The sequence below is a fragment of the Pontibacter akesuensis genome (assembly GCF_001611675.1).
GTDB lineage: Bacteria > Bacteroidota > Bacteroidia > Cytophagales > Hymenobacteraceae > Pontibacter > Pontibacter akesuensis.
In genome coordinates this window covers 4,645,698-4,660,916 of sequence record NZ_CP014766.1, presented here as the reverse complement: position 1 = coordinate 4,660,916, position 15,219 = coordinate 4,645,698, and the positions used below count along the sequence as shown (strand labels likewise).

General features: G+C 49.6%; 11 protein-coding genes. 3 read left to right on the top strand and 8 right to left on the bottom strand.

The genetic code is table 11. From position 1 onward, the window contains the following. Positions 1 to 65 precede the first annotated feature (65 nt). Complete coding sequence (locus A0W33_RS19740) at positions 66 to 1,721, top strand: ABC transporter substrate-binding protein (protein ID WP_068839797.1); 1,656 nt, start codon at positions 66 to 68, stop codon at positions 1,719 to 1,721. Positions 1,722 to 1,805: 84 nt separating this feature from the next. On the opposite strand, the gene A0W33_RS19735 is transcribed toward A0W33_RS19740, so the two are convergent. The 7 genes from A0W33_RS19735 to A0W33_RS19705 all read right to left on the bottom strand — a co-directional run bounded on the left by A0W33_RS19735 (position 1,806) and on the right by A0W33_RS19705 (position 10,938). After that, positions 1,806 to 2,621, bottom strand: a complete 816-nt coding sequence (locus A0W33_RS19735) for a YsnF/AvaK domain-containing protein (protein ID WP_068839796.1) — start codon at positions 2,619 to 2,621, stop codon at positions 1,806 to 1,808. A gap of 46 nt (positions 2,622 to 2,667) precedes the next feature. After that, positions 2,668 to 3,216 (bottom strand): YsnF/AvaK domain-containing protein, encoded by a 549-nt coding sequence (locus A0W33_RS19730; protein WP_082815316.1) that lies wholly within the window; start codon positions 3,214 to 3,216, stop codon positions 2,668 to 2,670. 293 nt (positions 3,217 to 3,509) lie between these two features. Beyond that, positions 3,510 to 4,007 (bottom strand): DUF6438 domain-containing protein, encoded by a 498-nt coding sequence (locus A0W33_RS19725; protein WP_068839795.1) that lies wholly within the window; start codon positions 4,005 to 4,007, stop codon positions 3,510 to 3,512. Between the two features lie 4 nt (positions 4,008 to 4,011). Further along, a complete protein-coding gene (locus A0W33_RS19720) occupies positions 4,012 to 4,599 on the bottom strand; it encodes a hypothetical protein (protein WP_068839794.1) in 588 nt (195 codons plus the stop codon). A gap of 85 nt (positions 4,600 to 4,684) precedes the next feature. Beyond that, entirely contained in the window at positions 4,685 to 6,517 is a 1,833-nt protein-coding gene (yidC, locus tag A0W33_RS19715) for a membrane protein insertase YidC (protein WP_068839793.1), read from the bottom strand. Between the two features lie 29 nt (positions 6,518 to 6,546). Further along, positions 6,547 to 8,160 (bottom strand): CTP synthase, encoded by a 1,614-nt coding sequence (locus A0W33_RS19710; RefSeq protein WP_068839792.1) that lies wholly within the window; start codon positions 8,158 to 8,160, stop codon positions 6,547 to 6,549. Positions 8,161 to 8,442: 282 nt separating this feature from the next. Then, positions 8,443 to 10,938 carry a zinc-dependent metalloprotease gene (locus A0W33_RS19705; RefSeq protein WP_068839791.1) on the bottom strand — a complete coding sequence of 832 codons (2,496 nt, stop codon included), beginning with the start codon at positions 10,936 to 10,938 and terminating at the stop codon, positions 8,443 to 8,445. A 222-nt stretch (positions 10,939 to 11,160) separates the two neighbouring features. Between A0W33_RS19705 and hslV the strand changes: the two genes are divergently transcribed. After that, entirely contained in the window at positions 11,161 to 11,703 is a 543-nt protein-coding gene (gene hslV, locus A0W33_RS19700) for an ATP-dependent protease subunit HslV (RefSeq protein ID WP_068839790.1), read from the top strand. A 238-nt stretch (positions 11,704 to 11,941) separates the two neighbouring features. Next, entirely contained in the window at positions 11,942 to 12,913 is a 972-nt protein-coding gene (locus tag A0W33_RS19695) for a deoxyhypusine synthase family protein (RefSeq protein WP_068839789.1), read from the top strand. Positions 12,914 to 12,994: 81 nt separating this feature from the next. On the opposite strand, the gene A0W33_RS19690 is transcribed toward A0W33_RS19695, so the two are convergent. After that, entirely contained in the window at positions 12,995 to 15,205 is a 2,211-nt protein-coding gene (locus A0W33_RS19690) for a catalase (protein ID WP_068839788.1), read from the bottom strand. Between the last annotated feature and the right edge of the window lie 14 nt (positions 15,206 to 15,219).

Sequence of the window (15,219 nt, the reverse complement as noted above, 5' to 3'; positions counted from 1 at the left end):
TCTTACTTATCTACGCAAGATACCTTAAACTTGCACAAAGATACATTTTTTAGCCATAAAGATTGATGCATTTCAGATCACTTATCCTTTATTTATCCACAATTCTGGGGCTTTTTTCCGCCTGCTCTGAAGCCGCTAAAACAGGAACGGACAAAACAGTTTTTAGGTATAACCAGCCCGAAGCTTTGTCGTCGCTTGACCCTGCCTTTGCCCGAAACCAGGCCAACATCCGGGCAGTGACGCAGCTGTACAACGGCCTTGTGGAACTGGACCAGGAACTGAAGACCGGACCAGGTATAGCTAAAAGCTGGGAGGTTTCCGAAGATGGCCGCAGCTATACCTTCCACCTGCGGGATGATGTATACTTTCACGACAGTGAAGTATTTAAAAGTGGCAAAGGGCGCAAAGTTACTGCCGCCGACTTTGAGTACTCTTTTAAGCGAATTGTCGATCCTGCCACCGCCAGCACAGGTGCCTGGGTCTTTAATGATAAGGTATTGACTGATGCCTCCGGGGCTATCTCAGACACGGCTTTTCTGGCAGTGAACGACAGCACGTTTAAAGTCTACCTGAACGAGCCGTTTATCGCTTTCATGGAGATTCTGACGATGCCGTATGCCTATGTAGTGCCGCAGGAGGCTGTAGCCAAGTATGGCAAAGATTTTCGTGCGAACCCGGTAGGGACAGGGCCTTTCGTTTTTAAGCTTTGGGATGAAGGCAATGCTATCGTTATGCACCGCAACCCGAGGTACTGGAAAAAAGATGCTCAGGGGCAACAACTGCCATACCTGGATGCGGTACAGATAACCTTTATCACCGATAAGAAATCTGAGTTCCTGACCTTTATGCAGGGCAAGCTCGATTACCTTTCCGGAATCAAGGAAGGCTCCCGCGATTTGATCCTTAACAACGATGGCACCATTCAGGAAGACTTCAAAGATGCTTTCACGGTTCAGAAAGTGCCTTACCTGAACACCGAGTATATAGGCTTTCAGTTGGACCCAACCAATTTGAGCAATCCAAACCCGGCGCTAAAGGATAAGCGCGTACGGCAGGCGCTGAGCTACGCCATCAATAAGAAGGAGATGATCGCCTACTTTCGTAACAACATGGGCATTCCCGGTGAGTCGGGCATGGTGCCGCCATCGCTGCCCTCCTTTGATGCCAAGGCCGTGGTAGGGTATAGCTATAACCCGCAGAAGGCGGTGGCCTTGCTGCAGGAGGCAGGCTACAATGCAGGCAACCCGCTGCAAATGCGCCTTAGCACGGTGGCCGAGCACAAGGAACTAGCCGAGTACATGCAGAAGAAGTGGGCTGAGGTGGGGGCAAAGGTGCAGATCGACATCAACCAGGCACCAGCGCACCAGGAAACCGTGGACAACGGCCGCGCTCCCTTCTTTATGAAATCCTGGCTGGGCGACTACCCGGATGCCGAAAACTACCTGGCTTTGTTTTACAGCAAGAACTTTTCGCCGGCCGGCCCCAACAAAACGCATTTTGTTAACGAAGAGTTTGACCGGCTATATGAGAAAGCGAACCTGGAACGGGACGTGAAAAAGCGGTGGGCGCTATACCAGCAGATGGATCAAATTGTGATGGATGAAGCCCCGGTAATCGTACTCTTTTATGACGAGGTGATTATGCTGACGCAAAACAACATTGTAGGGCTGGAGGCAAACCCCATGAATACCCTTAAACTGGAGCAGGTACGGAAGCTGTAAGTATACCGCTACTTAATGCAAAAGGCCCGGCTGAATCCTCAGCCGGGCCTTTATTTATACTTCAGGCGTTTAGCCTAAACCATCTTATAGTCTGTCGTTTCTGATATCACGATCCGTGCGCTCGTTTTTGTCAGTATTGATCTGGTCTACATCAATATCCTGCTTGCGAACTGTGTCTCTCACGGTCTCATCACGTGTGGTAGAGTCTTTTTCTAACCTAACTTCTTCCACTACGCGTGCCTCTTTGTTTACGATTGGTACCTCTGCGTGCTCAGTCATTACTTTCTCACCATCTTTGAAGTTGGCCAGATCCCGCTCATTTGCTGGTCTGTTTACAGCGTTGCGCTCCACATGCACGTGCTCCTCACGCAGACGCAGATGCTCTTCTACAGGCCGCTCAATTATGCGGCTTCTTAGTCTTACGCCGCCGGTTTCCACCTCACGCTTACCTACCTGCAGGTTTTCTTCTACTACCGGTATCGATGAGCTGGAGTCGGTCCATTTGCCTTTAGTAGATGAGGACATCATGCCGCCTTGTGCTGCGCGTTCGTTTACATCAATGGCACCGCACTTATCCAATGTCTCTGAAACTGTTTTGGCTTCGGTTCTGGATGAAGTATGCACTGTTACAACAGAACCGTTTTTGGCCAGCTCTGAGTACTTTGTAGACTCATCACGGTTATCCATCAATGAGTTGAAAAAATTACCTGTTTTATTGTCGTTATCGCGGTTGGTTGTTGGCTGGGCGCCTGCAGTGTTTTTATCCCGGGCACCGTTTACCACCACATCAATCTTGCTACTGGCAATACCAGCTTTTTCAAGTTGTTGGGCAGCCATCTGCGCGTCTACTCCATAATCAAAAATTCCTATTACTGTTTGTCTTTCTGTTTGTTGATTCATAGCTTCTTGTGTTTTAATTGAACATTTGTAAGTCTGATTATCAAACTTAGCGCGGGTTGTGGTTTGTGTTGTCAACCCGATCAACATTTACTTCCTCTTTTCGGAGGACAATTCTTTCTGTCTCATTTGTTTGTGTTCGCTTTCTGGTAACGTGTAGTTCCTCTACCACCACCAGGCGCTTCTGAACCACCACCTCTTCACGCAGCACCGGGATAATCATTACATCTCCCTCGTACCGCACCGGGGGTGGGGTGTCTTCCACAGGCATGTTTACGGGCACCCGCTGCACATCAATCTCTTCGTGCACGGTGGGGAGCTCCACGTCAACTTCACTTTCATGCACGCGCTTTGATATGCGTACTTTTCCTGTTTCCACTATTTCTTTGCCTACCCGCACGGTTTCCTCCACTACAGGTATGGTCTCTGATTCTGTATTAGCTTCTAGGTGTGGCGCATCAGGGCGTGACTCATCATAATGGCGCGTGTCACGGTGATGCTCCTCACGAAAGTCTTCAAGGCGTTTATCCTCACGAATGCTCTCCTGTAGCTTTTGCTCGAATTCAGAAGTTTGTATTTTGTCTTTTCTTTTGTCCATTTTTATAGCATATGGGCATATTAGAATATAGCTTTTACAAGGATGCTTTTGTCGTGCCCTTATAATTATTGTACGGGGTGTGTCGCATATTTGTTGGCCGCCGCTCATTATTGGAGGTTGGGAGAACCTTATTCGCTTGTAAGTATAAGCCAGGGGGAATGGCCTTTATAATTTACCGTAAGGCATTCGCGCAGGGGGGACAATGTATAGACCGTAACAACTGTAGCTGCCCCTCCTGCTGGGGGTTGCTTAACTCGCCATCAGGCCTTTAACTGATTGGTTAGAATTATACTTCAATCAGTATTATCGGCCTGTTTATGCTCCTGTACCAGCTGCGTTACTGCCCTATCCAGCAGCATAATTAATTGCTGCAGTTCAGCTGGACCGTCCTGTTGGTGCTTTATGCGTATTTCAGCTTTGTTTTGGCTATAAAAGGTGAGGTAGGAGGAAGGTAGATCTGTAAAAGGGCTCAGATAGTTATCCTTTAAAGCAGCAACATCAAGTAACTTTAGGTGTGCCTCAACTTTCTTCAATTGCTTTGCTGGCAGACATAAAGTCAATTCCCCCATAACCGGGGTATTTCGAATCCCTTCATAGCGGATGCTTCCATCGGCATAGAGGGTGGCATTGTAGGCGGCGCAACTGCCGTAGCAGGGTGTTTTCTGAAACAGTAGCACAGGCTGAGCATTTGTGGCGGTCTGCACATTGCAGCTAGTAGTGGAGGCGCAGCCACTTGTGCCAAGTACAAACCCAACAAACAACAGCAAGAGAAATAGCTTGTAACGTGTCATCCCGCTAATTCACCTTAATTAGCTTCCCTGACTCCAGCACGTAGGCCTGCGGTTCACAACCGTTACATTCCTTGTAGTTCACAGCGGAGTCCGGTGGGGTAAGTATAAACAGGCGGCTATCCGTGTTATACTTTGCACCCATGCTGCTTTGCACCTTATCCGTTACCTTTCCAGTTTCCCGATCAATTATATAATGCTGCTGACACGCGGTGCCGCAGCCTATACTTACCACCGTATACTTGCCCGCGAAATTAACGCCTTCTTCCAGTCCTTTATCCAGCATGGTGCGGTATAGCCTTGTGTCCGGATGGCTGCTTTCGTTCAGCGGAGCCAGTTTGCCGGTGTATGTTTCCTGCACCTTATAGGTGCTGTTGGTTTGGAACTCTTCCGTGGTGATGCGGTAGCGGTCGTACAGTTTAGCAGAAGTGGTATCAGTATATGGTACCTCAACAGAATCCTCAGCAATTTCTTCTGCAAGCTCCGGGTGCGTGGTGGCGAGTCCTTTCTCTTCCTGCTGTTGTTCCTGGCAACCAAGCAAGGCCAGTGGTAAAAGCAGCAAGTATAATTTCAGTGATTTTAATTGTAGTGCCATACTTGGCCATACGTGTAAAGCACGGGCAAAGGCATAAAAAAAGCCTTTCCATATCCGGAAAGGCTTTTTAAGAAGTATAGATTATTTACTTTTTCAGTTTTTTCTTTTTCTGCTGCTCCAGCTCCTGGGCCTGGCGCATGGCTTCCTGCATACGCTCGGTAAAGCTAGGGCCTCCGGTTTTCTTCTTCTCTTTGATCTTGTGCTTGTTGTCCTCCAGTTTCGCACGCAGCTTGCCCTCATCCACAAACTTACGGATGGCAGCTTGCTGGCCAAAGGTCACGATGTTGGAAACGAAGTAATAGAAGCTAAGGCCGGCAGGGAAGGAGTTCAGCACGAACATGAAGATTAACGGCATCAGGTAGCTGTAGAACTTCATCGGGCCCTGCATTGAGGTGTTTATCTGGTTGTTAGACCAGGTATAAAGTATGGTCGATGCAGTCATCAGCAACGTGAACATACTTACGTGGCTGCCATAAAACGGAATAGTGAATGGCAGGCGGTAGAACACGTCGTACGTTGAAAGGTCAGCAGCCCATAGGAACGGCTCCTGGCGCAGTTCTATTGAGTTAGGGAAGAAGTTGAACATCGCAAAGAGGATCGGCATCTGCAGCAGCATCGGCAAACAGCCACTAAGCGGACTCACGCCCATCTCAGAGTACAGCTTCATCGTGTCCACCTGCGTTTTCTGCATGTCGCCGTCGTTGCGCTCTTTGATGGCGTCTATCTCCGGCTTCAGCACCTTCATCTTTGCCATCGACACGTACGACTTGTAAGTAAGCGGGAAGAGCAGTGTCTTGATGTAAAGCACCAGCAGCATGATGATGATACCGTAGTTGCCGATGTAGTTTTCCAGGAAGTCAAACGCCGGGATGATCAGCCATTTGTTTACATAGGCAAAAAAGCCCCATCCAAGGTCCAGGTTCTCGTCAAATTCATGGCCGATGTTGTTGAGGATCTTGTAATCGTTCGGTCCGAAGTAGAACATGAACTCCCCGTCTCCGCTCAGCACATCCTTTGTCGGAATGTAAATCTGAGAGGCCAGTGTCTTTACAACAGTACTGTCGGCCGGATCTACCGTAGCTTTCATTTCAGCGCCGGCAAAGGTGCTGCCCGCTATAATGCCAGCTGTAAAGAAGTTCTGCTTGTTCGCCACCCATTTAATCGGCTCCTCTACCACCAGGCTTTCCTCTGTTTCAGAGATGGCCAGGTCGTCAAATCCGTCCTCGGTAGTATAAAAATTAATGGTAGACTTCGCGCGGTTCTGGCTAAGGTCACGCTCCAATTGCTTCAGGCGGTCAGTCCAGGTGAAAACGATGGTGTTGCCGGTTACCTGCTGCTCAAGCCCCTTGAAGTTGAGCTGATAGCCCATCAGGAAGTTCTCTTTGTAGAGTGTGTATACCTGCTCAATATACTGGCCGTTGCCTAAGTCGGCGCGGAAGCTAAGTGTTTTTCCGGCTTTACCCTCGGCTGTTACTTCTTTTATGGCAGTAGGCGTGAAGTATAAATCAGACAGTCGTACTGTTTTGCCGTCGTTGGTTTTGAAGGCAATGTCCGTTTCGCTGCTTTCGCTGTCGAACAACAGCAGCGGGTCCCCCTCGTAGGTCTTGTAGTTTTTGAGCAGCACTTCCTCTACCTGGCCGCCTTTTGTGCTGAAAGCTACGCGCAGGTTTTCGTTTTCGAGGGTTACGGTACTCGCCTCACCGGTAGCAGCAGTGCCAAAAGCACCCAGAGCCGCCGCTCTGCGAACCTGCGCCAGCGAGTCATCTTCGGCAGGTGCGCTTGTCTGCTGCAACTGCTCTACCTTGGCTATCTCCTGCACGGCTGCTTGCTCTGCTGGCTCAGTTCCCCCAAAGAAGAAGGAGTAAGCCAACAGCAGTAAGGCCATCAGTCCGAAGCCAATCGCTTGATTTCTATCCATTTACTAAAATTTGAATTGTGTGTTTGTGCTTATTTTGATTTTGCGAAATTAATTGCCGCTTTTACAAACTTAACAAAAAGCGGGTGCGGGTTCAACACGGTGCTTTTCAGCTCGGGGTGATATTGTGCAGCCACGAACCATGGATGGTTCTGCAGCTCAATAACCTCTACCAGTCCGGTATCAGGGTTGATGCCTGTAGCGTGCATGCCAGCTTCCTCAAAGGCCGCTATGTACTTGTTATTGAACTCATAACGGTGGCGGTGGCGCTCGGTAATCTTGCTCTTTCCGTACACATTATAAGCTTTAGAGCCTTTTTTTAGTTCACAAGTATAAGCACCAAGACGCATAGTGCCACCCTTTTGCGTGATTTGTTTTTGATCTTCCATCATATCAATCACCGGGTGAGGCGTTTCCGGGTCCATCTCAGTGGATGCGGCCCCTTGCAGCCCCAGCACATTGCGCGCAAACTCCACTGCGGCACACTGCATGCCCAGGCAAATACCGAAAAACGGTATATTGTTCTCACGCACAAACTTGATAGCTTCCAGTTTTCCCTTAAACCCGCGCTCGCCGAAGCCAGGCGCCACCAGCACACCATCCATATTTTGCAGCAGGGCCCCCACATTGTCCTCATTCACGTTCTCTGACTGGAACCACTTGATGTTAACCTTGCACTCGTTGGCAGAACCGGCATGCACAAAGGCTTCTATGATTGATTTGTAGGCATCGGGCAACTCGACATACTTTCCTACCAGGGCGATGTTTACTTCAGAAGTCGGGTTTTTCAGGCGACCCAGGAATTCTTTCCAGGCATCCAGCTCAGGCTCAGACTTACTCGGCAGTTTCAGTTTGCTAATCACCCGCTCATCCAGCTTCTCCTTGCGCATCAGCAGCGGCACGTCATAAATGGTTTCCGCATCGATGGATTCAATAACTGAGTTCGCCTTCACGTTGCAGAACAGGGCAATCTTCTTGCGCAGGTCAGATGGGATGGAGTGTTCGGTGCGGCACACCAGGATGTCTGGCTGCACACCCGCTTCCGATAAATCGCGAACAGAGTGCTGGGTTGGCTTTGTTTTCAGTTCTCCAGCCGCTCGGAGGTAGGGCAGTAGGGTCAGGTGGATTACGCAAGTTTCGTTAACACCTAAATCCCAGCGCAACTGGCGCACGGCTTCAATAAATGGCAACGACTCGATGTCGCCCACGCAACCTCCAATTTCTGTGATTACAATATCAAACTCACCCGATTCTCCCAGCAGGAGCATGCGGCGCTTGATCTCATCTGTGATGTGGGGAATTACCTGTACCGTTTTGCCCAGAAAAGCGCCTTCACGTTCTTTGGTGATCACGTTGTAGTAAATGCGGCCGGTGGTCACGTTGTTCGCCTGGGAAGTAGGCTTGTTCAGGAAGCGCTCGTAGTGGCCCAGGTCAAGATCTGTCTCGGCACCGTCCTCGGTTACATAGCATTCGCCGTGCTCGTAAGGGTTGAGCGTGCCGGGATCAATGTTGATATAGGGGTCAAATTTCTGGATTGTAACGGAGAAGCCTCTGGCCTGCAGCAGTTTTGCAAGGGATGCAGAGATAATGCCTTTACCAAGAGAGGATGTTACGCCACCAGTAACAAATATGTATTTCGTTGCCATAAGTTAGGGTAAGTCTTATGGACTGCAAAGGTACCAGATTTATTTGATTAACCTGACATATCCTTCATAGATATCGGCTATTCACCGATATGTCATATTAAATGAACAAACCGTTGCAATCCGGCAGTAGCAAGTATAAGAGACACCCATCCTGCTTCAGCTGCCATACTTCCTGGTTTATACTTCAGCCATACCTGGTTCTGGTGTTCTATAAAAAGCAAACCGCCTCAACCAGATAGGTTGAGGCGGTTTGCTATAACAATTAGCAAAATCTAACGAAGCTTAGCTTTTCGGATCAAGTATGGTATCGATGCGGACAAGCGCATCCTGCAGGTGATACTTGGTCATGGCGTCGCTGGTTTTGGCAAGCGAGCCCTTTATCTGGTTGCGCAGGGTGTTTAGCTCTCCGCGCACCATCGGCCGGATGTCTGACTGGGAAACGTTAATGGCCGTACTGCCACTGAACGCGCGCGCTCTGCCAGTAACTGGCTTCGGCTCTTCCTTCATCAGGTACTCCATGCGCTCCAGGTAACCGCGCTGCAGGTTGCGGCGGTACATGTCAATCGTTTTGCCTGTGCCTACCTCTGCCCAGATGCCGGTGCGCAAATCTGCCATCATCTCAGGCAAGGTATATGTTTTGCTGCCTTGCATGGCCTGAGCCTCCAGTATGCGTGCCATACGGCTTGGGTCCAGCACGTTGTTCAGGATGTTTACCTGGGCATTGCGCACTCTGTCTACCGTACCGGCCGCCTCTATTTTGTGCAGGATGTTCTCATCCAGCATCCAGGTTGGCGTGGCAAAGCCCTGCTCGTTGAGGAACTTCATGGCGCGCTGCTGCTTTTCCTTCGGAACGGCAGCATACACATTCCCTTTCTGATCGTAGGTTTTGTAGTCCTCGTACACGCCGCCGATGTTGGCGGTTACGTGGCCCATGTAGCGGTTCCACTGGCCCAGCACCTGCAGGTACATTTCCTGAAGGTCATCGTAAGCCTTATTGTCTTCCGCTGTCCAGGTGATCAGGTTGGGCATCACACGCTTCAGGTTGGCAATACCGTAGGTGCTGGCTTTCATCGCGTCATCTCCCAAGTCCTCTGTTTGCGAGGAAGGATCCGTAGGGCGGCCCATCTGGCGGCCAAAGCGGTACATCGGATCGTTTTCGTGTTCCTTTATCCAGGCAGAAAGCTTCTCACTGTTATCCGCCCCGTTTTTCTCCGGGAAGTAGGAGTAACCCCACTTTACAGAGTACTTGTCATACACGCCTATGGCCGGCATCAGCGATACGCCTTTATCCTCTGGCTGAGCCACGTAGTTGAAGCGGGCATAGTCCATGATGGAAGGTGCCGTGCCCATGGTTTTAGTAAACTCCGGGTCACGCAGTTTCTCCACCGGGTAGGCAGCGCTGGAACCCATGTTGTGCGGCAGGCCCAAGGTATGGCCTACCTCATGTGCAGAAACGAAGCGAATAAGTTCACCCATTACTTCATCTTTGAACTGAATGCCTCGCGCATCGGGGTTAACGGCAGCCGTTTGCACGAAATACCAGTTGCGCAGCAGGTTCATGACATTGTGGTACCAGCCAATGTGGCTTTCAAGGATTTCACCTGAGCGCGGATCGTGCACGTTAGGGCCGTAGGCATTCTGTGTTTCGGAGGAGAAGTAACGGATAACTGAGTAGCGCGCATCCTCTGTGCTGAACTCAGGATCCTCCTCAAAGGTAGGTGCGTCTTTGGCTACAATGGCATTCTTAAAACCGGCAGCCTCAAAGGCTTTGTTCCAATCCTCCACACCCTGCTTCAGGTAAGGGCGCCATTTCATTGGGGTGGCAGGGTCAATGTAGTATACGATTTGTTTCTTCGGCTCTACCAGTTCGCCACGGGCATAGGCTGCTTCATCCTTTGGCTCCAGCCTCCAGCGCACAATGTACTCACGTTTGGCGGCACGTTGCTCGTCAGTTCCAAAATCGGTTTGGTTGATGGTGAAAAAGCCCACGCGCTGATCGAACTTGCGCGCGGCCATCGGCGTTCGCGGAAGCAACACCATGGAATGGTTCAACTCCAGTGAGATGGTGCCTGTACTGGAGTTGGAGGGAGCACCGCCTGCGTCATACGTCATCAGCGAGCGGGCCTCGATGTTCATCGGAAAGCTTTTCACACTCTCAATAAAAGAGCGGTTATCATCCAGCTTCTTTACTTTGTACTCCTCGCGGCGATCCTTGTCCAGGCCAAGTGCGGGTACATCTTTCGAAAAGAAATCGGTTACTTCCACCACCTGTGTTCCCTGTCCGAAGGCTTTAATGTTGAAAGCCTGTATAACGGGAGCAAGATTGGAGTTCTGCACTGATTGGAACACTTCCAGGCTGTCTGCGGCCACATTTTCGGTTGAGATAACGCGAAGCAGTACACGGTTTCCTTTCTTTTCCCAGCGCAGCATCTGCGTGTTCAGCTCCTCGCCGCCGTAGCCGATGTTATTAGCTGTTTTGGCGATGCGGCTTACCAGCAGCATGTCGCGGTTCAGGAGCGTGTCCGGAATCTCGTAGTAATACTTTTCGTCGATGCGGTGCACTTTGAAAAGCCCATCATCTGTTACGGCCTTGGCTGTGATTACTTCGCCATAAGGCTTAGGGGTGTTGTCATCCTTTTTAGCGGCGGGTGTCGCAGCAGCAGTTTCCTGCTTTTCTTTTTTCTTCTTTTTGCTTTTTTGCGCGTGGGCAGGTGTTGCAAACACGGCCCCCGTCATCAACAAGGCAACGAGAGGAGCAAAGCGTAAATTCTTACTCATAAATTGGAAAGGTAGGTGGTTAGATTAAGTATAGGTTTTAAAGTTAGTGATAATGCTCTAACAACAAAGAACGCTTCGGGGTACCGGATTCCAAAGTCAGACAATTTGGCGTGCACAGCGGCATTGGCCTTTTGTTTGAAGTAACCGTAGCTTTACGAAGTATAGGCAGTGGTTTAGACTTCTGTACAGGCGAAGGTTTAAAAGAGCAATCAGAAATATTTTATGACGAAGATAAGATCAACAACCGTATGTGGCATCTACCACAACGGCGAAGTAGCGCTTGGCGCAGACGGACAGGCTACCATGGACAAGCACATTGCCAAGAGCAACGTGAAGAAAATCCGTAAGCTGCTGGATGGCAAGATAGTAACAGGCTTTGCTGGCTCCACTGCCGATGCCTTTACCTTGCTGGAGCGCTTCGAGGAGAAGCTTGGCGCTTACCAGAGCAACATGAAGCGAGCCGCCATTGAGCTGGCAAAGGAATGGCGCAAAGACCAGTACCTGCGCAAGCTGGAAGCCATGATGGTAGTGGCCAACAAGGAAGAACTGCTGATTATTTCAGGTACGGGTGATGTGCTGGAGCCGGACAACCAGATTGCTGCCATCGGCTCGGGAAGTATGTACGCGCACGCTGCCGCATTGGCACTTAAAAAGCACGCACCGCACTTAACCGCAGAGGAGATGGTACGGGAGGCGCTGACCATTGCGGCCGATATCTGTATTTATACCAACCATAACCTGATCATAGAAAAACCTGCTCAATAAGCGGCTTTTCCTGATACTATAAGTATAAAAAAGGTGCTGCTGAACTTGAATTTTTTTGTTCAGTTTGTGTTATGCATCTGAATCCGGAGGACATAGACCCGGCTATCATTCCACCCACTGACGCATGGTGTTTGAACAGCTGCTGTTTATATGCCGTAAGGTATAAATCAGTAAAAAATTAATAAATTGCCGAACCAGTCTGCACACTAGGGCAGCGATTGGAACAAAAAAAGCAACTATGCAGGTAACAGATTTTTTAAAGAAACACTACAAGCATTTTAACGCAGCCTCTTTAATCGATGCTGCCGAAGGGTATAAAACGCACCTGAACAACGGGGGCAAAATGTTGGTAACACTGGCAGGTGCCATGTCTACTGCTGAGCTGGGTATTATACTTGCCGAGATGATCCGCCAGGATAAGATCCATGCAATTTCGTGTACCGGTGCCAACCTGGAAGAGGATATCTTCAACCTGGTAGCGCACGACTTCTACGAGCGCGTGCCGCATTACCGCGAACTTTCTGCCGCCGATGAGGAGGAGCTTTTAAGCCGCCACCTAAACCGCGTAACAGATACCTGTATTCCGGAAGAGGAGGCCATGCGCCGCCTGGAGCACGTAGTGTTGAAGTACTGGGAAAAAGCAGACAAGGCCGGTGAGGCCTACTTCCCGCACGAGTTCTTCTACCAGATTTTGCTTTCAGGCGAACTGGAGCAGTACTACCAGATCGACCCGAAGAACAGCTGGATGCTGGAAGCGGCCAAGAAAAACCTGCCTATCATCTGCCCGGGCTGGGAAGATTCTACCTTGGGTAACATTTATGCAGGCCACGTGATCAGCGGTGACATCAAGAATGTGCATACCATGAAAACGGGTATCCAGTACATGATGGAGCTGGCCGAGTGGTATACTCAGACTGCCAAAGAAGAGTCTACGATTGGTTTCTTCCAGATTGGCGGCGGTATAGCCGGTGACTTCCCGATTTGTGTTGTTCCAATGCTGCACCAGGATCTTCAGCGTGAGGGTGTTCCGCTTTGGGGCTACTTCGCACAGATATCTGACTCTACCACCAGCTACGGTTCCTACTCTGGCGCTGTACCGAATGAGAAAATCACCTGGGGTAAATTGGGCAAGGATACTCCTAAGTTCATGATCGAATCGGATGCTACGATTGTGGCACCATTAGTATTCGCCATTGTGCTGGATTACTAATCCAGGTTTGTTATAAAGTACAAAAGCGGCTGCAGGTAACTGCAGCCGCTTTTCGTTTAAGTGTACTTGATGGTTGCAAATTTAAGCCGGCACCATCATTTTCTCCTCCCGGTCCCAGTGGCGGTGCTTTTTGATGGCATTTATAAAAGCAGCAGCGAATTCATCTGCGTCCGCATCATTTCCGGCAGTCACAACGCCGCTATCTGTGAGGACATCCTGCGAGTTTTCGTCCGCGAAGTCTATCCCTAAAACAGAGGCTTTTTGAAGCAAGGCGATGCCATTGCCCGAAGTAGCGATAGGTTTGCAGTGTTTGAAGGCTTCATTCACAAAATGAATGGCATCACCCTCTTTTAGCAGTGCTTTTATATGTTCCTCGCCTTCAGGTATATATATGGCATCATACATGATAGAAGCGGTGGTGATATGGCTTTTGTCTGTCTCTATTTCCTCGCCCGAACTGGCTTTGCGCATGCCATGGAATTTAGAGACAATCTTTGCATGAGCACCCGCTGCCTCCAAAGCGCTTTTTACCTGCATCACCTCGCAATAGTCGTAGCCATCCTCCAGCAGTATAGCAATTTGGCGCGACTTTGCTGTTTCAATCTTATGTTTCTCCATACTTACAAAGTCCGTCTCTTTAACAGACTTTCCTTTCTTTATCTTTTTGCTGGCATCATCGGCCACATAGTTGTTGTCGCTTTTCTCTGGCTCGAAGTTCTTAGGAATTTCCACACCGATACCTTCCGACACCCGCTGAGCCAATTCAGGCGATATTTTATTAAAGTGACCCAACATGCGCTGGCGAATTTCTTTCGACATTACTTTCCCTAACTCGAAATGTGCCGCCTTTACGATGTGCTTTCTTTCCGGCTCGGTAATGGAATTCCAGAAAAGAGTTGCCTGGCTGTAATGGTCGTTAAAGCTCTCGCTGCGGCCTCGTATTTTATGTCCCTCCACTCGCTCCATGTGATGTATGTAGCCTCCCATGTTTCCGGGAGCCATCATGGGGCAGCCTCCGCCAAGGGAGTTAGGCCAATAATTAACTTTGCCCTTATTGATGGTGTGTCGCATAAAGCCAGCACCCTGGTGGTTGTGCGTCGTGGTGATAGGGCGGTTAATGGGCACTTCACCGAAGTTGGCGCTGTTAAAGCGGTTAAGCTGCGTGTCGATGTAAGAGAAGAGACGGCCCTGTAGCAGCGGGTCATTCGTTACATCAATGCCTGGTACCAGGTTGCCCGGGTGGAAGGCCACCTGCTCAGTTTCTGCAAAGAAGTTGTCCGGGTTACGGTTCAGTATCATTTTGCCAACTGGCCGCAGCGGTACCAGTTCTTCTGGAATAATCTTCGTCGCATCCAGCAGGTCAAAGTCAAATTTAAATTCGTCTTCTTCAGGAACAATTTGCACGCTCAACTCAAATTCAGGGTAATCGCCCATTTCAATGGCTTCCCATAAATCGCGTCGCAACCAGTCTGCGTCCTTGCCGGCTAGTTTCTGTGCTTCATCCCAAACCAAAGAGTGGGAACCAAGCAAAGAGCGCCAGTGAAATTTCACAAAACATGCTTTGCCCGCTTCATTTATCAGGCGGAAAGTATGAACACCAAAACCGTCCATCATCCGGAAACTGCGTGGAATGGCGCGATCAGAAAGCACCCACATGATCATGTGCATAGATTCCGGCATTAACGAGGCAAAATCCCAGAAAGTATCGTGCGCAGCAGAGGCCTGGGGCATTTCATTATCAGGGTCTGGTTTGATGGCATGTACCAGGTCTGCAAACTTGTTGGCATCCTGAATAAAGAAAGGCGGCATGTTGTTACCTACCAAATCGTAATTGCCCTCTTCAGTATAAAATTTGGTGGCGAAGCCCCGTACGTCCCGCACGGTATCAGCAGAGCCTCTGGAGCCAACTACTGTTGAGAAGCGCACAAATACTGGTGTTCTGGTACCAGGCTCTGTCAAAAATTTAGCCTTTGTAAACTCTTTAAGAGAATCATCATACGCTTGAAAATAGCCATGCGCACCTGAACCCCGGGCATGCACCACCCGCTCCGGAATAGACTCATGGTCAAAGTGCGTCATCTTCTCGCGGAAGTGAAAGTCTTCCATCAGGAGTGGGCCACGCGGTCCGGCTTTCAGATGGTCTGCCGTATGGTTTACACGCACCCCCTGGTCCGTGGTCATGAACTGATCCTTTGAGTCTTCCCGGAACTGCTCGAGTTGCTTGTTCTTGCTGTTCTCGTTTACGTTTGGCTTGTTTTCCTTAAGGTTGCCTTTGTCTTCTTGCTCTTTCATGTTTTTGCTTAGAT

Excerpts from the sequence above, each read along its gene's own strand:
- A0W33_RS19730 (WP_082815316.1), bottom strand. The coding sequence starts at position 3,216 with ATGGACAAAAGAAAAGACAAAATACAAACTTCTGAATTCGAGCAAAAG.
- yidC (WP_068839793.1), bottom strand. The coding sequence starts at position 6,517 with ATGGATAGAAATCAAGCGATTGGCTTCGGACTGATGGCCTTACTGCTG.
- A0W33_RS19720 (WP_068839794.1), bottom strand. The coding sequence starts at position 4,599 with ATGGCACTACAATTAAAATCACTGAAATTATACTTGCTGCTTTTACCA.
- A0W33_RS19690 (WP_068839788.1), bottom strand. The coding sequence starts at position 15,205 with ATGAAAGAGCAAGAAGACAAAGGCAACCTTAAGGAAAACAAGCCAAAC.
- hslV (WP_068839790.1), top strand. The coding sequence starts at position 11,161 with ATGACGAAGATAAGATCAACAACCGTATGTGGCATCTACCACAACGGC.
- A0W33_RS19740 (WP_068839797.1), top strand. The coding sequence starts at position 66 with ATGCATTTCAGATCACTTATCCTTTATTTATCCACAATTCTGGGGCTT.
- A0W33_RS19705 (WP_068839791.1), bottom strand. The coding sequence starts at position 10,938 with ATGAGTAAGAATTTACGCTTTGCTCCTCTCGTTGCCTTGTTGATGACG.
- A0W33_RS19710 (WP_068839792.1), bottom strand. The coding sequence starts at position 8,160 with ATGGCAACGAAATACATATTTGTTACTGGTGGCGTAACATCCTCTCTT.
- A0W33_RS19725 (WP_068839795.1), bottom strand. The coding sequence starts at position 4,007 with ATGACACGTTACAAGCTATTTCTCTTGCTGTTGTTTGTTGGGTTTGTA.
- A0W33_RS19695 (WP_068839789.1), top strand. The coding sequence starts at position 11,942 with ATGCAGGTAACAGATTTTTTAAAGAAACACTACAAGCATTTTAACGCA.
- A0W33_RS19735 (WP_068839796.1), bottom strand. The coding sequence starts at position 2,621 with ATGAATCAACAAACAGAAAGACAAACAGTAATAGGAATTTTTGATTAT.